This is a genomic window from Floridaenema flaviceps BLCC-F50 (genome assembly GCF_041929275.2).
In the GTDB taxonomy this organism is placed as follows: domain Bacteria; phylum Cyanobacteriota; class Cyanobacteriia; order Cyanobacteriales; family Aerosakkonemataceae; genus Floridanema; species Floridanema flaviceps.
Window position 1 is genome coordinate 83,451 of the sequence record NZ_JBHFNR020000003.1, and the last position, 21,544, is coordinate 104,994.

A 21,544-nucleotide genomic window follows, 5' to 3' on the forward strand; every position below is an offset into this window, starting at 1 on the left:
TGACCGCAACAAGCCAGTATTGGACAGACCATGTAAAATCGACGCAAGTAACCTCTTCAAATCACCGTAAATTGTTTTTAGAACCAGCATGGCTGAAAAATCAAAAAAAACTAAGGAACAGAGAACAATTCCTTTTGGATTTACGCTGCTTCAAAGATTTCATGAGCAACAGGGCTTTATCAATGACATAGCTTGGTCGCCTGACGGACAGATGATTGCGATCGCCACAAGCAATAACACGGTTCAGGTTTGTGATGTAGCGAATGGAAAGGTGATTTGGACACTCCGAGGGCCATCAAGCCAAATTAGCAGCATCTCTTGGTCTCCAGACGGAACAATGCTCGCATCAGGTTGTGGTGATACGACTATTTGGCTTTGGAATATCAAAACGGGAAAGCGCCGCAAGCAATTAAAAGGTCATAACGACTGGGTTTGGAAAGTATCGTGGTCGCCAGATGGCAGAACTCTTGCGTCTAGTTCTCGCGATGAAACTATCCGACTGTGGGATATGAAGACTGGAAAGTGCCAAAAGGTATTGGAATGGGGATTTTTTCATCTTAAAAGCCCGAATATAGTTTGGTTTTCGCATAGCCAAACCTTAGCTTCTTCATCTCTCAAAATGATTGGGATTTGGGATGTAAAAACAGGTGAACTAATGGATATCAAAAAAATCAAGACTAATGAATCCATTGCAAGCATGGCAGTTTCTCCCTGTGGCAGTTTGGTTGCTCTTGGAAATAGTTCTGTAATCTTGATCTTAAAAGAAGGCATAATAACAAATCAATTGGAAGGCCACGTAACAGACGTAACAAGTGTTTCCTTCTCATTTGATGGTCGTCTTTTAGCCTCTAAAGCTGAAGATGGAAGAGTAAGGTTTTGGCGTACTGATACTTGGGATACAGTGGCGGTATTGGAGGAACCTACAATAGGTTTGTCCGATCGGGAAATACAATTTTGTCCAAATTCATCGCTCTTAGCAACTATAGGTAATCAAGATCAAGAGATTTTTATCTGGAATGTAAATATTGATGCTTTATTCAATAAATATATACAATCGGAATCAGTTCGATATCGAAATGCAAAAATCGTATTGGTTGGAGATCAAACTGTAGGCAAAAGTTCACTTGGTATGGTTTTAGTAGGAGAACAGTTTAAAGCAACAGATGCAACACATGGTCGCCGAGTTCTAAATTTATCTGTAAAACCTCATACTTCAAAAGAGGGTCTTAAAGAAACTCGTGAAACTCTAATTTGGGACTTAGCTGGACAACCAGAATTTCGATTAATTCATCAACTGTCACTTGATCAGACAGACGTAGCACTAGTTCTGGTAGATGCTTCAGATCCTAATGATCCGTTTCGTGGAGTTTCATTTTGGAATAAAGCACTACAACAAGCAAAAGGTAGCGATCATTTAGTTAAATATCTTGTTGCAGCTAAAACGGACGTTTGTACACCAACAGTCACTCTTGAACGGATGCAGACTTATGCAGCCGAGGCAGGTTTTCAAGGGGCTTTCTTTACCTCCGCTAAAACTGGAGAGGGGATAAAAGATTTACTCAAGCAAGTTGAAAAAGCGATCAATTGGGAGAATTTACCTCAAAATGTATCTCAGCCTTTGTTCAAGAATATGAAAGATTTTGTTGTCAATCAGAAGCAAAACAATCAAATTCTTAAAACAATAAAGGAATTAAGACAACATTTTCAAATTTTATCAAAAGCAAGTTTTGATGAGGAAGAATTCACGACTGCTATTAAGCAGGTAGAAGCACATGATCTAGTGAGAGTTTTATCTTTTGGTAATTATGTCCTACTACAATCTGAACTTCTAGATAATTATGCTTCAGCGATGGCAAGTGCTGCTCGAAGACAACCTGATGGTCTTGGTTTTTTAGAGGCGAAAATAGCACGAGAGGGTAAGTTTGATTTTGGTTCTCTTAAACGTATTAATCAAGATGATGAGCAAATCATTCTTCAATCGACTGTTGAATTGTTTATTACAAAAGAATTAGCTATTCTTGATGAAGGCAAACTTATCTTTCCTTCGCAATTCAATCGAGAGCTACCTGAGCATCCAGAACCAGATGGAATTCTTGTTACATACAGGTTTGAAGGTGCCATTTTGAATGCTTACGCAACACTTGTTGTTCGTCTCTATTACAGTGAAGCGTTTAATATGGAACCTCTCTGGAAAAATGCTGCTATATTTCTACCCTTTGGCTTAACAGATACATCAAGTAGATGTGGCTTTATTCTAAAAGAAATTGACGAGGGTACTGGTTTACTCACTGTATTTTTTGGTGCTGATGTTCCAGAACCCACAAAAATTTTATTTTTAAAATATGTTCATGAACATCTAAAGCGCAAAGCATTGGATGGCAAAGTTGAGAGAGAGCGTATTTATAGATGCTTAGAATGTCATAACGAGGTAGAAAGTAGAAAAGCGGTGAAATTTCACCTTGAACAAGGACGAACTACTATTCCTTGTCAATTCTGCTACGCTGATATTCCGCTAATAGATCTAATAGAAGAAACCTTTGGTAAAAACGACGAGTTTCAAGCAAAGGTTCATAAATTAGATGAGCAGATTGATCAAAGCCTTGATAATGCAAGCAAGAGAATAATTCTCGAAGGGGAAATGTTTACTTTAGTTGGCAAAGCAGGACAAATACCGCGCCCAATAACTAATGATGACTGGGGAATTGACCTTGAGATTGAATTCAAAAACAACAAGCGAGAGGCTTCAGGTGAACGTATTTATATACAGTTAAAATCAGGAGACTCTTACTTAAAACCTGACAAAAAAGGAGTTCTTAAGTTCTACATAAAGAATGAGCGACATATAGAGTATTGGTTGTCTCAACGTTATCCTGTATATATTGTCATTCGAGACAGTGACGGTAAAATGTTCTGGATGAATATCACTGAGTACTTGAGAAAGCAAGGAGATAAACCATCTCGCACTGTTATTTTTAATGGCGAAGAATTGACAATTGATGCAATTAAAGCTGTTAGATTAGAACGATTAGCCCAAGCCCCGCGAGCATTAAAATCAGGTAATCAAAAAAAGCAAACAAACACAAATTATTAATTATCGCAATGAGGGTGAATAGCTTTAATGGAATTTAACAGATTTTGACAAAAATTTGAATCAAAACTTGGAAAAGTTTGCTTATGATGGGCAATTCCTACGATATGCGATCACGCTACCAGCAAAAAAGGCGTTCGCGTAGCGTGCTCTCTTGCGTATCGCTTTTTTCAGCTAAGTTTGGAAAAGGCGATCGCTCTTTTTGTATTGATGGGAAAAGTGCGATTGGGTTGTTTTTGGTTATGCGATCGGACTACTAGCAAAAAATGCGATCGCTTTTTCGACTAAGTTTAGAAAAGGCGATCGCTCTTTTTTGTGCTGATGGGAAAAGTGCGATCGGGTTGTTTTTGGTTATGCGATCGGACTACCAGAAAAAAATGCGATCGCTTTTTGTTAAGAAATGATTTTGCGCTCCTTAAAAATGCGATCGCCACTAAATTTATTCATTTAATGATTTTTATGATATAATTCATCTAATTTATAAAGTTTTTAACTGCAAAAAACAAATATTATGGAGGTTGAGAAACGCTGGATAGTTCGCGATCGCTATGGAAATAATATATATTTGAGTGAGGAACGATGGTCACACATCATCGACCCAGAAAATCATCCAGAAATGGCAGATTGTGAAGAATATCTTGAGCAAACGATTCGTTCAGGTCGTCGTACCCAAGATTCATTAAACCCACAAAAATATCGCTATATAATGGCTTTTGAAGATTTAGAACCAGGCAATACCCATATTGTTGCAATCGTTCTCTGTCGATATACTCAAGGTAAAGACGGTCAACCAGTACCAAATAACTATATTGTGACAGCCTATCAAAAATTCATTGGTTAATTGTATGAGCAACCCAAATATAAAATATGATGAAATCAGCGACACTCTCACCATCTCCTTTGAATCAGGGGTGGAAGCAACGGGCATAGAATTGACAGAACATATTTTGTTACGCATTAATAAATCCCAACGAAAAGCAATAAGTATAAATATTTTTGAATACTCCGTATTAAGTCAAAAAACAGAAATGGGAATCCGCAGTTTCCCGATCGCAGGATTAGCTCAACTATCAAGGGAAATGCAAGAAATTGTCTTTGATATATTGCTCAACGAACCAGTCAGCAAATATTTACATCTTTCAGCTTACACGCTGTCGCTCGTTGAAACAATTCCGATCGTATCCGTACAATCAATACCTGTTGGGATTGAAGGTTAAAGCTAAAATTAAATGCGATCGCTTTTTTCGGCTAAGTTTAGGAAAGGCGATCGCTCTTTTTTGTGTTGGTGGGAAAAGTGCGATTGGGCTGTTTTTGGTTATGCGATCGGACTACTAGCAAAAAATGCGATCGCTTAATGTGAATTAGGCATATTGCTTCCATTTTTTACGCTACAATTATCGATATCTCCTACTCAATTATTAAACATGAGTACAGTTCAACTCCAAATTCCCGAAGAAGTATTAATCAGCCTTAAAGAAACACCCGAAACAATTGCCAGAGAACTGCAAATATTAGCCGCAGTCAAATTATTTGAACTCGGCAAATTATCATCAGGACGTGCGGCACAGTTAGCCGGAATGTCACGAGTACAATTCCTTCTTTTACTAGGAAAATATCAGGTATCGCCCTTTTCCTTAACCACAGAAGAATTAGAGCGAGATGTACATAATGCCTGAAACTACAGTCATTGTTAACACATCACCATTGCTCTACCTTCATCAAGTAGGACAGCTACAATTACTTCAACAATTGTACGACAAAATTACAGTTCCTCCTGCCGTAACCCAAGAATTAGAAGTTGGTAAAGAGCAAGGAGTTAATGTACCTGAAATCAATTCAATGGCATGGATTGAAATTCGTCCTGTTACTTCAGCTGTTCTTGTACCCGCTGTAATTGATTTAGGACAAGGTGAGGCAGAAGTTTTGGCTGTTGGCTTGGAAATACCTGATAGTTTGTTAGTTTTTGATGATAGATTAGCACGTCGAATTGCTGATTTATATAAATTGAAATACACTGGCACTCTTGGCATTTTAGTCAAAGCAAAACAAGTCGGTTATATTCCTGCTGTCGCTCCAATTATTGCCATGCTTCAAAGTCAAGGAATGTGGTAAAATGACAAAATTGTTAATGATATTTTGAGATTATGTGGAGAGTGAACTTTATAACTATTTCTATCAGGTGCGATCGCACTACCAGCAAAAAATGCGATCGCTTTTTTCAGCTAAGTTTAGAAAAGGCGTTCGCGTAGCGTGCTCTCTTGCATATCGTTCTTTTTGTGTTGGTGGGAAAGAGTGCGATTGGGTTGTTTTTGGTTATGCGATCGCACTATGTTCTGTTATTTATGCGATCGCCCTGATTAATATCATTAACTGAAATAGATGAGCCATCAAATAATATAATTAATACATAGAGTATGAAAATCCCTAATGACTCGTTTTCCCCACGATCAATTTGCCAAAGAATACCTCAAAGAATTATTAACACCATTAGGACAAGTAGAAACTAGCCGCAACGTAGCCGGAGAAGTCCGAGAAATCGATGTTTTGTTTACCCCAACATCAACACAAACAAGCACCGCACAAACCTTGGGATTATTAGGTAAGATTGCTACTACTCCCGCCATTATTGAACCATTTCGCAATCCAGTCACCGCCAGCCAAATTCGCAGTTGTCTGAGCAAATTATTTGACGTTCATGCAGAATTAGAACGTCAAAGAAAAAGAGAAAATACGCGGATTAACGAAGCTGAATTACCAAGATTATGGATTCTGACTCCTACAGCATCACCACTTTTATTAGATGAATTTAGAGCAATTTCTGATGGCGAAAACTGGCTTGCTGGAGTTTATTTACTAGGAGAGGGGTTGAAAACTGCGATCGTAGCCATTCATCAGTTACCAGCTACTCCAGAAACACTCTGGCTGAGAATTTTGGGTAAGGGAACAGTCCAAAAAAAAGCAATTAATGAATTGACAGCACTACCAAAAGATAACCCATTACGAGCAAATGCGCTAGAGTTACTGTATAATCTGCGCGTTATTTTAGAGACAAATCAAAATTTAGATGCAGAAGACAGGGAGTTAATTATGGAATTATCACCACTTTATTTAGAGAGGTTAGATGAGGCTACACAACAAGGTATTCAACAAGGTATTCAACGAGGAATACAACAAGGAATACAACAAGGTGAAAGCATTGTTGTAGAAAACTTGCTCAGAGTTCGTTTTGGAGTATTAGATGAGGAACTACAGTCAATAGTTGCTCCTTTGTTAGAGTTACCACCAGAAGAGTTTACCTTGTTGCTGTTGCAATTATCCCGTGATGAATTATTGGCTAGGTTTAGCAGATAGAATTAAGAATGATTTTCTTAATAACCTTTTCAGAAACTTGGTTTTCTAGAAAAACTGGGTTTCTTTAGCAAGTGCGATCGAACTGTTTTGAGTTAGGCGATCGCTTTTTTCAGCTAAGTTTAGAAAAGGCGTTCGCGTAGCGTGCTCTCTTGCATATCGTTCTTTTTTGTGTTGGTGGGAAAAGTGCCATTGGGTTGTTTTTGGTTATGCGATCGCCTCCATTAATTTGATTAACTGAAATAGATGAACCACCAAATAATATAATTAATACATAGAGTATATAAAAATCCCTAATGACTCGCTTTCCCCACGATCAATTTGCCAAAGAATACCTCAAAGAATTATTAACACCATTAGGACAAGTAGAAACTAGCCGCAATGTAGCCGGAGAAGTCCGAGAAATCGATGTTTTGTTTACCCCATCATCAACACAAACCAGCGCCGCACAAACCTTGGGATTATTAGGTAAGATTGCTACTACTCCCGCCATTATTGAACCATTTCGTAATCCAGTCACCGCCAATCAAATTCGCAGTTGCATGAGCAAATTATTTGATATTCATGCAGATATAGAACGTCAAGCAAAAAGAGAAAATACGCGGCTTAACGAAGCTGAATTACCAAAATTATGGATTCTTTCCCCTACAGCATCACCACTGTTATTAGATAGTTTTGGAGCAAGTGTTGATGTTGAAAACTGGGTGCAAGGAGTTTATTTACTACCAGAAAATCTCAAAACTGCGATCGTAGCCATTCACCAATTACCTCGCACCAGAGAAACGCTTTGGCTACGAATTTTAGGTAAGGGAAAAGTCCAAACACAAGCTATTAATGACCTCGCCGAACTTTCCCAAGATAACCCATTGCGAGGAAATGCGCTAGAGTTACTATATAACCTGCGCGTTACTTTAGAAGCAAATCAAAGTTTAGATACAGAAGATAGGGAGTTAATTATGGAATTATCACCACTTTATTTAGAACGTTTAGATGCAGCTTTACTCGAAGGACAGCGCATTGTTGTAGAAAACTTGCTCAGGTCTCGTTTTGGTGTAATAGATGAGAAACTACAGTCAATAGTTACTCCATTGTTAAAGTTACCACCAGAAGAGTTTACTTTGTTACTGTTGCAATTATCCCGTGATGAATTATTGGCTAGGTTTAGCAGATAGAATTAAGAATGATTTTCTTAATAACCTTTTCAGAAACTCGGTTTTTTAGAAAAACTGGGTTTCTTTAGCAAGTGCGATCGAACTTTTCAATTAACAAAGTAAACTGCGATCGCCAAACCTTATAATCGAAGAAACTAGACTTATCCACGCCAAAAATAGAAATGTTAACTAAATACATCCAAGCGGCGCTGCGGCAAGCAAAATATGAAATTTTCCCCGATGATGGCACTTTCTATGGAGAAATTCCCATCTGTGAAGGAGTCTACGCCAATGCTGCATCTCTTGATGCCTGTCGAGAAGAATTGCAGGAAGTTTTGGAAGATTGGATATTACTCAGCCTTACCCTAAACCTTCCCTTACCCGTAATTGATGGAATCGATCTAACTATTAGCAAGGAAGCCGCCTGATGCCACCTTTAGGCCCGATTAAACGCCAGGATTTAATTTATTATTTGAGACAGTTGGGATTTGTTGGCCCCTATTCTGGTAAAAAACACCAATTCATGTTAAAAAATACCCAGCGAATCACAATCCCAAATCCTCATGAAGGTGACATCAGTACCAATTTTTTAGCCAGAATATTGCGACAAGCTAAAATCGATCGCGAAGATTGGGAACAGCTTTAAATAATAAGAGTAAATTTTACCGAAAATCCGAATCCAAGGCGGAAAAATTTTGCTGGCGATCGCTAATTCCTACGATATGCGATCGCCAGCAAAAAATGCGATCGTTCTTTTTTGTGTTGGTGGGAAAGAGTGCGATTGGGTTGTTTTTGGTTATGCGATCGCACTATGTTCTGTTATTTATGCGATCGCCCTGATTAATATCATTAACTGAAATAGATGAGCCATCAAATAATATAATTAATACATAGAGTATGAAAATCCCTAATGACTCGTTTTCCCCACGATCAATTTGCCAAAGAATACCTCAAAGAATTATTAACACCATTAGGACAAGTAGAAACTAGCCGCAACGTAGCCGGAGAAGTCCGAGAAATCGATGTTTTGTTTACCCCAACATCAACACAAACAAGCACCGCACAAACCTTGGGATTATTAGGTAAGATTGCTACTACTCCCGCCATTATTGAACCATTTCGCAATCCAGTCACCGCCAGCCAAATTCGCAGTTGTCTGAGCAAATTATTTGACGTTCATGCAGAATTAGAACGTCAAAGAAAAAGAGAAAATACGCGGATTAACGAAGCTGAATTACCAAGATTATGGATTCTGACTCCTACAGCATCACCACTTTTATTAGATGAATTTAGAGCAATTTCTGATGGCGAAAACTGGCTTGCTGGAGTTTATTTACTAGGAGAGGGGTTGAAAACTGCGATCGTAGCCATTCATCAGTTACCAGCTACTCCAGAAACACTCTGGCTGAGAATTTTGGGTAAGGGAACAGTCCAAAAAAAAGCAATTAATGAATTGACAGCACTACCAAAAGATAACTCATTACGAGCAAATGCGCTAGAGTTATTGTATAATCTGCGCGTCATTCTCGAAACAAATCAAAATTTAGATGCAGAAGACAGGGAGTTAATTATGGAATTATCACCGCTTTATTTAGAGAGGTTAGATGAGGCTACACAACAAGGTATTCAACAAGGTGAAAGCATTGTTGTAGAAAACTTGCTCAGAGTTCGTTTTGGAGTATTAGATGAGGAACTACAATCAATAGTTGCTCCTTTGTTAGAGTTACCACCAGAAGAGTTTACCTTGTTGCTGTTGCAATTATCCCGTGATGAATTATTGGCTAGGTTTAGCAGATAGAATTAAGAATGATTTTCTTAATAACCTTTTCAGAAACTTGGTTTTCTAGAAAAACTGGGTTTCTTTGGCAAGTGGGAGCGAACTATTTTGAGTTAGGCGATCGCTCTTTTTTGTGCTTATGGGAAAAAGTGTGATGGGCTGTTTTTGGTTATGCGATCGCACTACCAGCAAAAAATGCGTTCGCGTAGCGTGCTCTCTTGCATATCGCTTTTTTCAGCTAAGTTTAGAAAAGGCGGTCGCGTAGCGTGCTCTCTTGCATATCGTTTTTTTTGTGTTGGTGGGAAAAAGTGCAATTGGGTTGTTTTTGGTTATGCGATCGGACTATGTTCTGTTATTTATGCGATCGCTAAACAGTTTCTACTGAAACTAACTCCCCAAAAATTGCTAGTTCTCTAATAATTTTATAATCCCCTATAGATTCTTCTAAATTTAGCAAAACTTCCAATTCCCGTGCTTCTTTCGGAGTTAAATCTTCCCGTTCGGTTGCATAAACAATTTCTCCAAGCATAATTAACTTTGATTCCACAGGAATATTATTTCTGATACCCAATTCGATCCTTTGTTTAATACTATTAAAATTTTTCTCCATTATCCAATTCCTCCCTAGTTAAAACCTGAATTCTACCATCATTAAAAACCAAAGCTATTTTTTGCAACAGCCTTTCTGTATCCCAAACCATAGCTCTAGCAATCCCTCTATTAATATCTCCAATATCAACATCTTTATCTATATGGTAAGCCACATTAGGAGCGCGTTTCTTAGCTACAGCCACACAAGGTTAAAGCTAAAATTAAATGCGATCGCTTGAGACAAACAAATTAAAGAATCATTATAAAAATGTGCTAAAATGATTTTTAATTTGCTATTTTGTAAAAAAATAAATAAGGTAGCCTGATGGAAAGCTGTACAGTTGCGATCGGCAGCACATCTTACAAAACCCTGCAAGAAATGGCTGCACGTTCTGGAGAATCAATCCAAGAAATTCTTGACAAAGCGATCGAACAATACCGAAGACAAAAGTTTTTGGAAGAAGCAAACAATGCTTACGCCGCTTTACGCAATAATCCAGAAGCGTGGGCTAACGAAATAGAAGAAAGAGAAGCCTGGGATGTAACTTTAACTGATGGATTAGAATGACTTCAATTAAACCATCTCGCGGCGATATATGGCTCGTTGATTTAAATCCTACCAAAGGCCGAGAACAGGCGGGTAAACGCCCCTGTTTAGTCGTATCTGTAGACCTATTCAATCAAGGTGCATCTGGTTTAGCAGTGGTTTTACCAATTACTTCAAAAGACAAAGGAATTCCTTTTCATGTTGAGATTAATCCTCCTGAAGGAGGACTAATACAAAAAAGTTTTATTAAATGTGAAGATGTACGCTCAATTAGTGTAGAAAGGCTTTCTCAAAAGTTGGGTATAGTTTCTGCAACAACAATGAATATGGTAGAAGAAAGACTACGCATTCTTTTGGGATTATAGGAAAAAACTGCGATCGCATAGCGTATTCTTTTGCCTATCGCTTTTTTCAGCTAAGTTTAGAAAAGGCGATCGCTAGTCATTTCTTTTTGTGGCAAAATGGGAAAACAGACAACAAAAAACTGAATTATCATGACTGAAAAACCAGACAGAATTGAGACTGATTCAGCAACAATAGCTGAACTGCTTTCAAGAGTAAACTCGTTATTACAAAGAGCCAAAGTTAATCAACTTAATCCTGAAGCAAGCCAATCTAAATTTGAGTTAAGTCAAAGTCAGCACCATATTGAAGAAAGCCAACTTAACTTTGAGGCAAGGCAACGCAATATTGAAAAAATGATGGCAGAGATTAAAGTATTGAGAATTGAAAGCCAGCGGATTTTAGAAACTTTCTTTGGTAAAGAAGAAAATGGGGGATAAATTTGATGGTTTCATTTACTAATTTTTGTTTTGGGGCGAGCGCTTTTTTCAACTAAGTTTAGAAAAAGCGCTCGCTCTTTTTTGTGCTGATGGGAAAAAGTGCGATTGGGCTGTTTTTGGTTATGCGATCGCAATACAGCTAAAAAATGCGATCGCGTTGTTTTTGGTTATGCGATCGCAATACAGCTAAAAAATGCGATCGCTTTTTGTTAGGAAATGATTTTGCGATCCTAAAAAATGCGATCGCGTAGCGTGCGCCTAGCGCAGATCCCACTTACAATAAAAACATCAGCATCTCACCATCTCATGAGGTAAATTATGCCGATAATCCGAGTCTTTCTCTTGCTACTCACTTTCACATTCTTCCTTTGGACATCACCCGCCCAAGCCGCTACTAGAATTTCCCCACAATTAGAAGAACAAGTTTTACAAATTATCCGCCAACATCCAGAAGCAATAGTTGAATCTGTACAAGCATACCAACAGAAAATTCAAAATCAATTAGTGCAGGCACAACAAGCATTTGTGCAACAAATGAAAACCAATCCCGATGCTATAATTGGTCAATCTCCGATGACGGGTTCGCCTGCAAAAAAGATTATTTTAGTAGAATTTTCTGACTTTCAATGTCCCTACTGTGCCCAAGCACATAAAACAATTAAAGACTTCATGGCAAAACATCAGGATGAAGTCACTTTAGTTTACAAACATTTCCCTTTATCTAGCATTCATCCAGAAGCTTTACCAGCAGCAAAAGCAGCTTGGGCAGCTGGACAACAAGGTAAATTTTGGCAATATCATGATGCCCTATTTACTCAGCAAAATAAACTTGGTGAAGAGTTATATTTAGAGACTGCCAAAAATCTAAATCTGGATTTGGAGAAGTTTAATAGCGATCGCCAAATCGCCGAAAAATCCATCACCGAGGATATGATTTTAGGGGAAAGCGTTGGCATTTCCGGCACACCATTTTTTGTGCTCAATGGCGCAACATTTTCCGGCGCAGTACAATTATCAGACGTGGAAGATGTTTTAGCCCGTGTTAAATAATTAATCCTGTTTTAGTTATTAGTCATCGGTCATTAAACAAAATTACTAACAAATGACTAATGACAAATGACAAAGGACAAACAATAAAAATGCAACTCAACGTTAACATTCAGGGCAAAGGATTTCCCATTCTTTGCTTACATGGGCATCCTGGTTCTAGTAACAGTATGTCCGTTTTTACCAAACACCTTTCCCAACGCTTTCAAACCATCGCCCCTGACTTGCGCGGATACGGTCAAAGTCGTTGCGAGGGCAATTTTGTCATGCAAGACCATTTAAGCGACTTAGAGAACCTTCTAGACCGCTTAAAGATTCAGCGTTGCCTAGTACTGGGGTGGTCGTTAGGAGGAATTCTTGCTTTAGAATTAGCACTGCGAAACCCGGAAAAAGTCAGCGGATTAATTTTAATTGCCACCGCTGCCCGCCCGCGTGGTAGTCATCCACCCATTAGTTGGCAGGATAACCTTTACACTGGATTAGCGGCGATCGTAAATCAATTACAACCGGGTTGGCAATGGAATATTGAAACCTTTGGCAAAAAATCCCTGTTTCGTTACCTGATTCAACAACACACTCCAGCCACTTACAACTTTATTGCAACAGAAGCAGTTGTAGCCTACTTGCGAACATCATCAGCTGCTACACGCGCCTTAACTACAGCGATTAGAACAGGTTATAACCGACTCGAAGACCTCTCACAAATTCAATGTCCGGCTTTGGTATTGGCTGGATCAGCCGATCGCCACATCACCCCAGAATCCAGTTTAGAAACAGCACAGCATCTCAAAAACTCACAGTGGCAATGTTATCCCAACACCGCCCATCTTTTCCCTTGGGAAATCCCAGAACAGGTACTTCAAGATATCGATCGCTGGATTGCCGATCGTCCCCAAGTAGTCGGAGGTGGGGAGATGGGGAGATGGGGAGATGGGGAGATGGGGAGATGGGGAGATGGGGAGATGGGGAGATGGGGGGACAAGGGGACAAGGGGAAGTTAATTAACTCAAAATTCAAAACTCAAAACTTTCTTCCGCCTTCTGCCTTCCCCTGTCCTAAAACTGACCGCTAAAAGCTGGTGAAACCTTGCGGTCAATTCTCTCCCCCAAATCTTCTTCTACAGTCAGTTTGTTTGGCTTACAGCGTTGGATAAACACATGAAAACCCAACGCCCCTTCCATTTCTAAATCTTCTAAATAGCCAGTCTTAGCCGTTAGCGCTTCCTTAGCTGTGAGAAAAGGGCCGAAATAGTAAGTACAGTGGGGTTTTTGAGTAATAATTTCGATCCACCAAGCCAAACCGAAGAAATTTAGAATGCTGAGCAAAACTTCTTTCATGACCTCAACCTGTCCTCTAGAATGCTATGCCGTCTATTGAGCTTTTCTGTTTAAATTTCTTTATACTCTGTTACCTTTCTTTTCTCAAAGTATCTTTTTTTAACTTATCTAGGTGTAGTGTAGTTGACCAACGTTGGCGAAAAATCTCGTAAAGTGCCATTCCTGCCGCAACTGAAGCATTTAAACTCGGCGTTTTTCCTCCTAAAGGAATAGACACGAGAAAATCGCAGCAACGTTGAGTTAACAAACTCAGACCTTCCCCCTCAGAACCAACCACCAAAACTATTGGGCCAGTAAACTGAACAGTATGCAAAGCTTGATTAGTATTAGCTTCGGTTCCATAAATCCAAAAACCAGCCGCTTTTAATTCTTCTAAGGCCGATCGCAAATTCACCACCCTAGCAACTGGTATATTTTCCAAAGCCCCTGAAGCTACTTTAATCACAGTTGACGTGATCCCTACCGCACGTCGTTGCGGGATCACCAAACCATGAACTCCCAACGCTTCTGATGTGCGAATAATTGCACCTAAATTATGGGGATCGGTGACGCTATCCAAAACCACAATTACTGGTTGTTCCGAAACACTTTTAGCTATTGAAATCAAATCTGCTAATTCCACATACTCATAAGGCGCAACCTGTGCGGCAATTCCTTGATGATTCGCTCTGTGAGTAATGTAATCTAAACGTTTTGCTTCTACTTCATCAATTACCGTACCATTTGCCTTAGCTTGAGTTAACAATGTATGAAAACGGGGATCGTAACGCAGATGGGGCAAAATCCAAATTCGATTCAGAGAACGCTGATTCGTCAAAGCGGCTAACACCGACTGACGACCATAAATCATATCAATATCTTCCGATTCTGCATTGACCTCATGATTTACCTGTTGCGGTTCCTGTCGAGTAGTTACCTGTCGGATTATCTTTCGAGGTTCTCGTCGCAGTTCCTTCCGAGGTTCCCGTCGCGGTTCCCGTCGCGGTTCCCGTCGCGGTTCATTACCTGGTTTATTGCCAGATTCATTGCCAGATTCACTCCTCGATTCATTTCGCAATTCCGGTAAGGGAACGTTACTATTTATCTTCCGAATTGGTTTTACCGTTGGTCGGTTTAACCTGCCTTTGAGAGGTCTACTGCGCTTGGGCTGACCTGGATTTTCTGGGCGGTAATTTTTACTCATTATTTTGTGAGGAATTTCAGTTACTTCTAGGTATAGGCAATAGGTGATTAATGAAGTAGTCTCTTGTGTAGCAGGGAAATAGCAGATAGCAGACTGCTACTCATCAACTCTTTGACTAATCACCAATTGCCTATCTACTTTTCGATCAGGTGTCTGATTTTAATGTACATAGTCCAATTTGGTAGTTTCAGCTGTCTTGAGTTTTATTTAAGACTCTTCCCCTTGAGGGAAATCTAAGTCTAATTTGGCTAACAGCTGAGCTAAACGCTGAGAATCTGTGAGATAAAGATATCCAATCAAAGTTTCTAGGCTACTAGCTTCTTGATAGATTTTTGGCGATACTCGCCTTGGCCCTCCACCAGCAGCATTTCTACCACGCCGCAAAATTTCGCTCTCCGCTTCTGTGAGATGGGGTTGGAGCGATCGCAAATGCCTTACCTGACTCTCTGCTCTCACTTGAAACACCACCTGCCGATGATAATTGTCTATCCTTTTAGCAGGGAAAAGATAACGACTCCGAACATATAGCTCAAAAACTGCATCTCCTATATATGCCAAAGCTACAGGAGAAAGTTGATTAACCTCTGTCAACGAATAAGTTATATCTGAGAGCGGCTGATGAAACATCGCTTGTGAATTTTACCATAAATACTCATGGGGAACCATTAAAATTTTGCACAACAAATTTGCTATCCAGAAATCCACCGGATAGCATGAGCAATATTTTGTCTTGCCAGCTTATTTTTTGAGGTTTTCTAGGGCAGCTTCTACCGATGATTGCAAAGATAGAAACTTTTCTAAACGTACTAGCTTAACTGTTTGGGTTACACGGGGGTTAGGGACAATCTGTAGACTGCCGTTGTTATTTTGAGCTTCCTTGGCTATTTGCACCAAAGCACCCAAACCAGAACTATCGAGAAAATCGATTTGGGAAAGATCCAAAATGATATTTTTTGGCCCGTCTTGTTGGATAAAGCCAATTATCGCTTTCCGAAAGTTCGGTTCCGAAAACGCATCTAATAAGCCTGTCAGACGAAATAACTGGTAATTTTCCTTGACATCTCTTGTGCCTCTTAGGCTCACAGTCAAGTTCAGTGCCTCAGCAATAGTTCCCTCCTAGCTCCATAGTCCTTCACTAGAGGCTCCAGTATATATAGTTTCTAGGATTTTGTCTAGGTATTTAAGGAGGGATTTCTGAGATTGGGGACTGGGGACTGGGGACTGGGGACTGGGGACTGGGGATTGGGGATTGGGGACTGGGGATTGCGGACTGGGGACTGGGGAGAGTTGTTGATGTAAATTAAGGAAATTCCCCCCATCCCCTTATCCCCTTGTCCCCTTGTCCCCTTGTCCCCTTGTCCCCCCATCTCCCTAACCCCTAACCCCCAACCCCTAATTGGCGATTTTGGCGCATTGATTGGACGAACTGTTCAAAGAGGTAATCAGCGTCATGGGGGCCGGGACTGGCTTCTGGGTGATACTGTACAGAGAATAATGGTAGAGATTTGTGGCGTAAGCCTGCGACGGTGCGATCGTTCAAATTAAGATGAGTAATTTCTACATCTGTATCGGGAATTGTGTCTGGATCGATCGCAAAACTATGATTTTGACTAGTAATCTCAATTTTTCCCGTTAAACCAGCAGGTTGATTTAAACCCCGATGACCAAACTTGAGTTTATAAGTATCGCCACCCAAAGAAAGACCTAAAATTTGGTGTCCCATACAAATACCAAACACAGGTTTTTCAGCCTTCAGTAAAGCCTTGGTAGTTTCAATTCCCTCAATATTTGCCGCTGGATCGCCAGGGCCATTAGAAAGGAAGATACCGTCTGGATTATATTTTAAAATCTCCTCTGGCGGTGTATCTGCCGGAACCACAATTACCCGACAACCATAACTTGCTAAACGGCGAAGAATATTCTTTTTCACACCGAAGTCAAGCGCCACAACCGTAAAAGATTCCTCAGCTTTTTCTACTGGTTTAAATTCCCAAACAGGGTTAGTAGGTTCAGACCACTCGTAAACCTTCTTAGTAGTGACATTTTTAACTAAATTTAATCCAGCCATACTCGGAGCCGCTTTTACTTTAGCAAGTAACTCAGAAGGATCGAGGATTTCGGTAGAAATTCCCCCGTTCATTGCCCCAAACTCGCGAATTTTCCGGGTTAAGGCGCGAGTATCAATGCCATAAATTGCCGGAATATTGTATTGTTTCAAATAATCAGGTAAAGATTGGGTAGAGCGCCAATTGCTAGGACGGATGCAGATATTCCGGGCAATAGCGCCTCGAACTTGAGGACGTTCTGATTCTTCGTCTTCGGGATTAATACCCGTGTTACCTAGTTCAGGATAAGTAAAAAGCACAATTTGACCGCAATAACTAGGGTCAGTTAATACTTCTTGATATCCAGTGATGCCAGTGTTAAACACTACTTCTCCAATAGTCGTTCCTGGCGCACCGAATGACCACCCCCGAAAAGTTGTGCCATCTGCTAAAACAAGCAGCGCTGGTTGAGCATCTAAAAGTGCCATAGTTTCCTGTCTTTGATTCGTAGCGATGTTGATCTTACACGACCTCTGAGAGTTGTGCGGTTTTTCTTTTGATTAATGTTGGGATTTGATTACATTCCCTTTTTTGTTTATAAAAGTTTAAATTTCGATTTTTCTGCCTGGGGGCAAGGTTAAATTAGGTGCAGAGTAGAGTATGGCTATTAAAGTTTTTTATGGAAAAAGTTTCTCGCGATCGGGGGCTGTTAATCTTACTTTCGGGAATGATAGCACTTCTGAGTATGGCTTGTAGTAGCGATCGTGCTACTCAAAGCCCGGTGGTTAAAGTTGAGTCTAAAGTAAATGCAACGGTTGCGAAACCAAAAACTGAGGTGGTGAAGCAGAAGCAGGAGCAAGTAGTAGTAGAGGATAGTTATGAGGAAGCGATCGCCAAAGCAGGCCGTGCTAAAAGTATAAGTGAATCTGCCCAATCCCGCGAAGATTGGAAATTAGTTCATAGTCAATGGCAAAACGTAATGCAACTGCTCAAAGCAGTACCAGCTTCCAGCCCCAATTATGCCAAAGCCCAAACCAAACTCAAAGAATACCAAGAGCCAGCTGATTACGCAGCTAAACAAGCAGACCCCAGAGCCAAGCAAGTTTCTTTGGAAAGTAAGTGTACTACAAAAGTCAGCACTAATGCGCCCTCTGGTACAGTAATTCGCGTACCAATTAAACGGCGTGAATTTGGCACTTTAGTAATAGATGTCACCCTGACTAACGGCAATATTAAGCAGACTTTTGAGATGATGTTGGACACAGGGGCTAGTGGTACAGCCATTACTCAAGAGATGGCAGCCAGATTAAAGGTAGAAACTTTCGCAGTGGCAAAGGTGAGTACTGCTGCTGGTGGTGCTTTAATTGGTGTCGGCTGTCTGGATGCAATACAAGTGGCTGGTGCTTCCCTGAAAAATGTCCCTGTAGGGATTCCACCAGGATTGGAGATGGGATTATTGGGACAAGACTTTTTTTCCCGCTATGATATGACCATCAAAAATAATATGGTCGAATTCCGGGTGCGGTGACAAGGAGACAAGGGGACAAGGGGACTGGAGGACAAGGGGACTGGGGGACAAGGGGACAAGGGGACTGGGGGACAAGGGGACAAGGTGAATTTAAAACTCAAAATTCAAAACTTTCTCCCCAACTCAAAACTCAAAACTCACAACTCACAACTCACAACTTCCCCCTTTTGCCTTCTGGCGCTACCGAAGTAGCAGATGGTCACAACAGCCATAAAATTAATAAGGGCAAGCAAATTAATTGTGTAAAATCTGGCTAATTCATGACTTCCCAATCATTTCTTATAGTTGATGACCAGCCCATTTTTTTAGAACAAGCTTTGCGATATCTGCAAAGTTGTGGAAAACTTGGGATTTTTATCGGGGATATTCTGCGACAGCACATTATCGAGCAAGAACAACTAAAGCAGGGAGATCCTCAAATTCAAAATGCACTTGTGGAACAGGCAATAATTGATTTTCGCATTCAAAGTCAATTGACCGATCCTAAGCGTTTTCAAGAATGGCTAAATAGTAAGGGTATAGATTACCCGACTTTTCATAATCAGTTTGCTTTTAATTTTAAACTAGACAAACTGAAGATGGAAATCACTTCATCCCACTTGCAAAATTATTACAATGAGCGCAAAATTTTTCTAGACCGTGTGGTTTTGTCGCGCATTATTGTTGATAATCCCGATATTGCGGAAGAACTGCGCGAGCAAATTGAAACAGGTGATACTTTTGAACAAGTGGCGCGAGAAAATTCTTTGACTGAAGAGCGTTTAGCTAATGGTATGATGGGCGCTATCAGTATAGGAACTTTACCAGAACCTCTCCTGAGTGAGGTAAAGAAGGCTGAAACTGGGACTATTTTAGGGCCTTTACAAGTGGAAGGACGTTGGGGTTTGTTTCGTGTTGAGCAGTTTTTACCTAGTTCTTTAGAAGATTTCCAAGTAAGACAAGCATTACAAAATGAGTTGTTTGAACGTTGGTTAGGGGAAAGACTGCAAAAGCTGAATGTGAAGTTGCAAGTTAGTTAATCTCGATTTTGAGTAGAGGCGTTTCTTGATTTTGAGTAGAGACGTTTCATGAAACGTCTCTACAGCCAGTTAAATGTTAGGGATAGATAAGTTACTTTTAAAATATAGAATTTTTGCAAAAATCATGAAAGTATTTATTGTCCATGCCCACGCAGAACCCGAAAGTTTTAATGGTACTTTAACTCGTCATGCTAAACAAGTGTTAGAAACCGCAGGTCATGAAGTAATAATTTCTGACCTTTATGCGATGAATTTTGATCCAGTTTCCGATCGCCGCAATTTCACTTCCCAGAAAAACCCGGATTACTTCAAACAACAAATAGAAGAAATGTACGCTACTGAAGTTAACGGCTTTGCTCCTGATATTCAGGCGGAAATGGAAAAATTAGAATGGTGCGATTTATTAATCATGCAGTTTCCTTTGTGGTGGTTTTCTTTACCTGCGATTCTTAAGGGATGGGTCGATCGCACTTTTGCACTGGGCAAAATTTACGGTGGTGGTAAATGGTATGATAACGGGGTTTTTCAAGGGAAAAAGGCGATGCTCTCCTTAACTACTGGAGGGCCGGAAAATATGTATACTGCGATCGGCATTAATGGTAATATTAACGAAATCCTTTTTCCGATTCATCACGGAATTCTCAGATTTGTTGGTTTTGATGTATTGCCACCTTTTATTGCTTGGGCGGTGGCTCATGCCGATGAAGAAAAACGCCAAGCTTACTTAAATGCTTATCAAGATAGATTGTTAAAAATTGCAGAAACCGAACCAATATTTTATCCGTCTTTGAGTGATTATGACGATCGCTTTCAATTGAAAAGTAAATAATTTTTGGGGACTGGGGACTGGGGACTGGGGACTGGGAATTTTTTATGGAACAAGCTTTTTGCTGATGAAAATACCAACCACTAGAAACTATCGAGACTACTTGATAAAATCCCTTCAAGACCCCGAAAGAGCATCTAGCAATATTGAGGTTGCTTTGGAATTAGAAGAAAAAGACCCGGAACTATTACGTCTGACACTCAAAGATGTGGTAGATGCTCGTTTACAGATGAATGAGCTTTCCGATCGAGCTAAAGAACACTATGCAAAACTTGATAAAATATTATCAGAAACAGGATGTACTGAAATTTACACTTTAGTAGCTCTGTTGGATTCGCTGGGATTGCGGTTAGCTGTCACCGTAAAAGAGATTAATCAATAAAAATATTGCAGGTTATGGAATGGAAAACTTGGTCTAATCTCCCATTAACACGACGCGAACTATTACCCAGTCAACCTGGAATTTATGTGGTTGTGGATGCAGAAGAACAAGTGTGGTATGTTGGGCGATCGATAAACCTCAACGCTCGCTGGAATGGAAGAGGACATCACAGGTACAAACAATTAAGCCGCACAAACAATAAACGGTTATATAAAATTTACTGGCAATTCTTTCCATCAGAAAAGCTTAATGAAAAAGAGCAATTATACATTGAGCTATTTAAACCACACCTCAACTACAGTCGGGTGAAAAACTATGTTAGAAAGGCTATACAACCAAATGAAGAAATAAGCCGTCTTCTCAAAGTTATAAACAAAAAGACTCTCCTATTCCCTGATGTCAGGTCTGCAGTTCTCGGATACTATAGAGAAATAGATGAAGTTGAAGAGGGAGATCTCAAAGAGTATACCTGTATTGTTATAGTCGTCACCGTTAACGATCATGATGGGCCGATCCTTAAGTCATATAACAAGTCACATCAAAGAAAAGGAAATAACCTTAAAGGATGCTGGTATATTTACGAAAGCGAGTGCGGAAGTAATGACCCTAACATAAAGCCTGCATCAATTCTTGTCTTTCTGTTTGGAAACATAATTTATGAATTTGTCTGTTATCCCAGTTTAATAGAGAGGTTGGCACAGAACAGATCGAGCCTTCATAATGTGGAGATTGCCAAACAGAGTGTTTTGGCTTTGAAAGATACAAGTATCCTTCCTTCATTGATTGTTCCCGACGGGAATTTTATGTCTAGACAAAAGGATTATTTAGAGTATCGAGCCGGGGATTTGCAATCTGTTTTACCAGCCAGAGATTTCGGGAGGCTGACTTAACCA

The 21,544-nt window shown here is 40.0% G+C and carries 31 protein-coding genes; 24 read left to right on the forward strand and 7 right to left on the reverse strand.

The features are described 5' to 3' along the window. Nucleotides 1-88: 88 nt before the first annotated feature. From ACE1CI_RS29455 to ACE1CI_RS29520, 14 genes are all read left to right on the forward strand, one after another. Entirely contained in the window at nt 89-3,091 is a 3,003-nt protein-coding gene (locus tag ACE1CI_RS29455; protein WP_413262892.1) for a WD40 domain-containing protein, read from the forward strand. Nucleotides 3,092-3,354: 263 nt separating this feature from the next. Continuing rightward, on the forward strand, nt 3,355-3,492 hold the full coding sequence (locus tag ACE1CI_RS29460; RefSeq protein WP_413262891.1) for a hypothetical protein: 138 nt from the start codon (nt 3,355-3,357) through the stop codon (nt 3,490-3,492). A 107-nt stretch (nt 3,493-3,599) separates the two neighbouring features. Beyond that, complete coding sequence (locus tag ACE1CI_RS29465; protein WP_413262890.1) at nt 3,600-3,929, forward strand: hypothetical protein; 330 nt, start codon at nt 3,600-3,602, stop codon at nt 3,927-3,929. 4 nt (nt 3,930-3,933) lie between these two features. Next, nucleotides 3,934-4,305 (forward strand): DUF2283 domain-containing protein, encoded by a 372-nt coding sequence (locus ACE1CI_RS29470; RefSeq protein WP_413262889.1) that lies wholly within the window; start codon nt 3,934-3,936, stop codon nt 4,303-4,305. 12 nt (nt 4,306-4,317) lie between these two features. After that, nucleotides 4,318-4,443, forward strand: coding sequence for a hypothetical protein (locus ACE1CI_RS29475; RefSeq protein ID WP_413262888.1), 126 nt, complete (start codon nt 4,318-4,320; stop codon nt 4,441-4,443). A gap of 69 nt (nt 4,444-4,512) precedes the next feature. Then, a complete protein-coding gene (locus tag ACE1CI_RS29480; RefSeq protein WP_413262887.1) occupies nt 4,513-4,764 on the forward strand; it encodes a UPF0175 family protein in 252 nt (83 codons plus the stop codon). Then, nucleotides 4,757-5,200 (forward strand): PIN domain-containing protein, encoded by a 444-nt coding sequence (locus tag ACE1CI_RS29485; RefSeq protein WP_413262886.1) that lies wholly within the window; start codon nt 4,757-4,759, stop codon nt 5,198-5,200. Before ACE1CI_RS29480 ends, ACE1CI_RS29485 begins: the two co-directional genes overlap by 8 nt. Before the next feature lie 34 nt (nt 5,201-5,234). Next, on the forward strand, nt 5,235-5,462 hold the full coding sequence (locus ACE1CI_RS29490; RefSeq protein ID WP_413262885.1) for a hypothetical protein: 228 nt from the start codon (nt 5,235-5,237) through the stop codon (nt 5,460-5,462). A gap of 53 nt (nt 5,463-5,515) precedes the next feature. Then, nucleotides 5,516-6,439, forward strand: a complete 924-nt coding sequence (locus ACE1CI_RS29495) for a hypothetical protein (protein ID WP_496615914.1) — start codon at nt 5,516-5,518, stop codon at nt 6,437-6,439. A 293-nt stretch (nt 6,440-6,732) separates the two neighbouring features. Further along, nucleotides 6,733-7,608: a hypothetical protein gene (locus tag ACE1CI_RS29500; RefSeq protein WP_413262921.1), complete on the forward strand. Its 876-nt coding sequence runs from the start codon at nt 6,733-6,735 to the stop codon at nt 7,606-7,608. A gap of 161 nt (nt 7,609-7,769) precedes the next feature. Further along, nucleotides 7,770-8,015 (forward strand): type II toxin-antitoxin system HicB family antitoxin, encoded by a 246-nt coding sequence (locus ACE1CI_RS29505; RefSeq protein ID WP_413262920.1) that lies wholly within the window; start codon nt 7,770-7,772, stop codon nt 8,013-8,015. Further along, nucleotides 8,015-8,233, forward strand: coding sequence for a type II toxin-antitoxin system HicA family toxin (locus ACE1CI_RS29510; protein ID WP_413262919.1), 219 nt, complete (start codon nt 8,015-8,017; stop codon nt 8,231-8,233). Before ACE1CI_RS29505 ends, ACE1CI_RS29510 begins: the two co-directional genes overlap by 1 nt. A gap of 49 nt (nt 8,234-8,282) precedes the next feature. Then, a complete protein-coding gene (locus ACE1CI_RS29515) occupies nt 8,283-8,444 on the forward strand; it encodes a hypothetical protein (RefSeq protein ID WP_413262918.1) in 162 nt (53 codons plus the stop codon). A 53-nt stretch (nt 8,445-8,497) separates the two neighbouring features. Continuing rightward, nucleotides 8,498-9,385 (forward strand): hypothetical protein, encoded by an 888-nt coding sequence (locus ACE1CI_RS29520; protein ID WP_496615915.1) that lies wholly within the window; start codon nt 8,498-8,500, stop codon nt 9,383-9,385. 346 nt (nt 9,386-9,731) lie between these two features. Here the strand turns inward: ACE1CI_RS29520 and ACE1CI_RS29525 are convergent, their stop codons facing one another. Together ACE1CI_RS29525 and ACE1CI_RS29530 are read right to left on the reverse strand one after the other, a co-directional pair. Then, complete coding sequence (locus ACE1CI_RS29525) at nt 9,732-9,974, reverse strand: hypothetical protein (protein WP_413266660.1); 243 nt, start codon at nt 9,972-9,974, stop codon at nt 9,732-9,734. Then, a complete protein-coding gene (locus ACE1CI_RS29530; RefSeq protein ID WP_413266659.1) occupies nt 9,958-10,158 on the reverse strand; it encodes a CdiA C-terminal domain-containing protein in 201 nt (66 codons plus the stop codon). The genes ACE1CI_RS29525 and ACE1CI_RS29530 overlap by 17 nt, the downstream gene beginning before the upstream one ends. Nucleotides 10,159-10,280: 122 nt before the next feature. Between ACE1CI_RS29530 and ACE1CI_RS29535 the strand changes: the two genes are divergently transcribed. The 5 genes from ACE1CI_RS29535 (at nt 10,281) to ACE1CI_RS29555 (ending at nt 13,332) form a co-directional block, all read left to right on the forward strand. Beyond that, nucleotides 10,281-10,523 carry a ribbon-helix-helix domain-containing protein gene (locus ACE1CI_RS29535; RefSeq protein ID WP_413266658.1) on the forward strand — a complete coding sequence of 81 codons (243 nt, stop codon included), beginning with the start codon at nt 10,281-10,283 and terminating at the stop codon, nt 10,521-10,523. Then, nucleotides 10,520-10,867: a type II toxin-antitoxin system PemK/MazF family toxin gene (locus tag ACE1CI_RS29540; RefSeq protein WP_413266657.1), complete on the forward strand. Its 348-nt coding sequence runs from the start codon at nt 10,520-10,522 to the stop codon at nt 10,865-10,867. Before ACE1CI_RS29535 ends, ACE1CI_RS29540 begins: the two co-directional genes overlap by 4 nt. A 129-nt stretch (nt 10,868-10,996) precedes the next feature. Continuing rightward, the gene (locus ACE1CI_RS29545) at nt 10,997-11,284 is read left to right on the forward strand and encodes a hypothetical protein (protein ID WP_413266656.1); all 288 of its coding nucleotides are present in this window, start codon (nt 10,997-10,999) and stop codon (nt 11,282-11,284) included. A 318-nt stretch (nt 11,285-11,602) separates the two neighbouring features. Then, nucleotides 11,603-12,334, forward strand: coding sequence for a DsbA family protein (locus ACE1CI_RS29550; protein WP_413266655.1), 732 nt, complete (start codon nt 11,603-11,605; stop codon nt 12,332-12,334). A 59-nt stretch (nt 12,335-12,393) separates the two neighbouring features. Next, nucleotides 12,394-13,332 carry an alpha/beta fold hydrolase gene (locus ACE1CI_RS29555; protein ID WP_496615916.1) on the forward strand — a complete coding sequence of 313 codons (939 nt, stop codon included), beginning with the start codon at nt 12,394-12,396 and terminating at the stop codon, nt 13,330-13,332. A gap of 54 nt (nt 13,333-13,386) precedes the next feature. On the opposite strand, the gene ACE1CI_RS29560 is transcribed toward ACE1CI_RS29555, so the two are convergent. The 5 genes from ACE1CI_RS29560 to carA form a co-directional block, all read right to left on the reverse strand. Further along, entirely contained in the window at nt 13,387-13,668 is a 282-nt protein-coding gene (locus ACE1CI_RS29560; RefSeq protein WP_496615917.1) for a DUF1816 domain-containing protein, read from the reverse strand. 70 nt (nt 13,669-13,738) lie between these two features. Then, nucleotides 13,739-14,851, reverse strand: coding sequence for a 23S rRNA (guanosine(2251)-2'-O)-methyltransferase RlmB (gene rlmB / locus ACE1CI_RS29565; RefSeq protein ID WP_496615918.1), 1,113 nt, complete (start codon nt 14,849-14,851; stop codon nt 13,739-13,741). Nucleotides 14,852-15,058: 207 nt separating this feature from the next. Continuing rightward, a complete protein-coding gene (locus ACE1CI_RS29570; RefSeq protein ID WP_413264696.1) occupies nt 15,059-15,478 on the reverse strand; it encodes a Mini-ribonuclease 3 in 420 nt (139 codons plus the stop codon). A 111-nt stretch (nt 15,479-15,589) separates the two neighbouring features. Further along, nucleotides 15,590-15,940: an STAS domain-containing protein gene (locus ACE1CI_RS29575; protein ID WP_459564064.1), complete on the reverse strand. Its 351-nt coding sequence runs from the start codon at nt 15,938-15,940 to the stop codon at nt 15,590-15,592. Between the two features lie 289 nt (nt 15,941-16,229). Continuing rightward, nucleotides 16,230-17,384 carry a glutamine-hydrolyzing carbamoyl-phosphate synthase small subunit gene (gene carA, locus ACE1CI_RS29580; protein WP_413264695.1) on the reverse strand — a complete coding sequence of 385 codons (1,155 nt, stop codon included), beginning with the start codon at nt 17,382-17,384 and terminating at the stop codon, nt 16,230-16,232. Nucleotides 17,385-17,575: 191 nt separating this feature from the next. Here carA and ACE1CI_RS29585 point away from each other — a divergent pair, with 191 nt between their 5' ends. The 5 genes from ACE1CI_RS29585 to ACE1CI_RS29605 all read left to right on the forward strand — a co-directional run bounded on the left by ACE1CI_RS29585 (nt 17,576) and on the right by ACE1CI_RS29605 (nt 21,541). After that, a complete protein-coding gene (locus ACE1CI_RS29585) occupies nt 17,576-18,424 on the forward strand; it encodes a retropepsin-like aspartic protease family protein (RefSeq protein ID WP_413264694.1) in 849 nt (282 codons plus the stop codon). A gap of 260 nt (nt 18,425-18,684) precedes the next feature. Beyond that, nucleotides 18,685-19,443 carry a peptidylprolyl isomerase gene (locus ACE1CI_RS29590; RefSeq protein ID WP_413264693.1) on the forward strand — a complete coding sequence of 253 codons (759 nt, stop codon included), beginning with the start codon at nt 18,685-18,687 and terminating at the stop codon, nt 19,441-19,443. Between the two features lie 124 nt (nt 19,444-19,567). Further along, nucleotides 19,568-20,272, forward strand: a complete 705-nt coding sequence (locus ACE1CI_RS29595) for an NAD(P)H-dependent oxidoreductase (protein ID WP_413264692.1) — start codon at nt 19,568-19,570, stop codon at nt 20,270-20,272. Nucleotides 20,273-20,336: 64 nt separating this feature from the next. Then, the gene (locus ACE1CI_RS29600; protein WP_413264691.1) at nt 20,337-20,651 is read left to right on the forward strand and encodes a helix-turn-helix domain-containing transcriptional regulator; all 315 of its coding nucleotides are present in this window, start codon (nt 20,337-20,339) and stop codon (nt 20,649-20,651) included. Between the two features lie 14 nt (nt 20,652-20,665). Continuing rightward, entirely contained in the window at nt 20,666-21,541 is an 876-nt protein-coding gene (locus tag ACE1CI_RS29605; protein WP_413264690.1) for a GIY-YIG nuclease family protein, read from the forward strand. Nucleotides 21,542-21,544 lie beyond the last annotated feature (3 nt).

Bases quoted from the DNA above. Each gene is read 5' to 3' on its own strand.
- ACE1CI_RS29455 (WP_413262892.1), top strand. From the start codon at position 89: ATGGCTGAAAAATCAAAAAAAACTAAGGAACAGAGAACAATTCCTTTT.
- ACE1CI_RS29460 (WP_413262891.1), top strand. From the start codon at position 3,355: ATGCGATCGCTTTTTCGACTAAGTTTAGAAAAGGCGATCGCTCTTTTT.
- ACE1CI_RS29465 (WP_413262890.1), top strand. From the start codon at position 3,600: ATGGAGGTTGAGAAACGCTGGATAGTTCGCGATCGCTATGGAAATAAT.
- ACE1CI_RS29470 (WP_413262889.1), top strand. From the start codon at position 3,934: ATGAGCAACCCAAATATAAAATATGATGAAATCAGCGACACTCTCACC.
- ACE1CI_RS29475 (WP_413262888.1), top strand. From the start codon at position 4,318: ATGCGATCGCTTTTTTCGGCTAAGTTTAGGAAAGGCGATCGCTCTTTT.
- ACE1CI_RS29480 (WP_413262887.1), top strand. From the start codon at position 4,513: ATGAGTACAGTTCAACTCCAAATTCCCGAAGAAGTATTAATCAGCCTT.
- ACE1CI_RS29485 (WP_413262886.1), top strand. From the start codon at position 4,757: ATGCCTGAAACTACAGTCATTGTTAACACATCACCATTGCTCTACCTT.
- ACE1CI_RS29495 (WP_496615914.1), top strand. From the start codon at position 5,516: ATGACTCGTTTTCCCCACGATCAATTTGCCAAAGAATACCTCAAAGAA.
- ACE1CI_RS29500 (WP_413262921.1), top strand. From the start codon at position 6,733: ATGACTCGCTTTCCCCACGATCAATTTGCCAAAGAATACCTCAAAGAA.
- ACE1CI_RS29505 (WP_413262920.1), top strand. From the start codon at position 7,770: ATGTTAACTAAATACATCCAAGCGGCGCTGCGGCAAGCAAAATATGAA.
- ACE1CI_RS29510 (WP_413262919.1), top strand. From the start codon at position 8,015: ATGCCACCTTTAGGCCCGATTAAACGCCAGGATTTAATTTATTATTTG.
- ACE1CI_RS29520 (WP_496615915.1), top strand. From the start codon at position 8,498: ATGACTCGTTTTCCCCACGATCAATTTGCCAAAGAATACCTCAAAGAA.
- ACE1CI_RS29525 (WP_413266660.1), bottom strand. From the start codon at position 9,974: ATGGAGAAAAATTTTAATAGTATTAAACAAAGGATCGAATTGGGTATC.
- ACE1CI_RS29535 (WP_413266658.1), top strand. From the start codon at position 10,281: ATGGAAAGCTGTACAGTTGCGATCGGCAGCACATCTTACAAAACCCTG.
- ACE1CI_RS29540 (WP_413266657.1), top strand. From the start codon at position 10,520: ATGACTTCAATTAAACCATCTCGCGGCGATATATGGCTCGTTGATTTA.
- ACE1CI_RS29545 (WP_413266656.1), top strand. From the start codon at position 10,997: ATGACTGAAAAACCAGACAGAATTGAGACTGATTCAGCAACAATAGCT.
- ACE1CI_RS29550 (WP_413266655.1), top strand. From the start codon at position 11,603: ATGCCGATAATCCGAGTCTTTCTCTTGCTACTCACTTTCACATTCTTC.
- ACE1CI_RS29555 (WP_496615916.1), top strand. From the start codon at position 12,394: ATGACAAATGACAAAGGACAAACAATAAAAATGCAACTCAACGTTAAC.
- ACE1CI_RS29560 (WP_496615917.1), bottom strand. From the start codon at position 13,668: ATGAAAGAAGTTTTGCTCAGCATTCTAAATTTCTTCGGTTTGGCTTGG.
- rlmB (WP_496615918.1), bottom strand. From the start codon at position 14,851: ATGAGTAAAAATTACCGCCCAGAAAATCCAGGTCAGCCCAAGCGCAGT.
- ACE1CI_RS29570 (WP_413264696.1), bottom strand. From the start codon at position 15,478: ATGTTTCATCAGCCGCTCTCAGATATAACTTATTCGTTGACAGAGGTT.
- carA (WP_413264695.1), bottom strand. From the start codon at position 17,384: ATGGCACTTTTAGATGCTCAACCAGCGCTGCTTGTTTTAGCAGATGGC.
- ACE1CI_RS29585 (WP_413264694.1), top strand. From the start codon at position 17,576: ATGGAAAAAGTTTCTCGCGATCGGGGGCTGTTAATCTTACTTTCGGGA.
- ACE1CI_RS29590 (WP_413264693.1), top strand. From the start codon at position 18,685: ATGACTTCCCAATCATTTCTTATAGTTGATGACCAGCCCATTTTTTTA.
- ACE1CI_RS29595 (WP_413264692.1), top strand. From the start codon at position 19,568: ATGAAAGTATTTATTGTCCATGCCCACGCAGAACCCGAAAGTTTTAAT.
- ACE1CI_RS29600 (WP_413264691.1), top strand. From the start codon at position 20,337: ATGAAAATACCAACCACTAGAAACTATCGAGACTACTTGATAAAATCC.
- ACE1CI_RS29605 (WP_413264690.1), top strand. From the start codon at position 20,666: ATGGAATGGAAAACTTGGTCTAATCTCCCATTAACACGACGCGAACTA.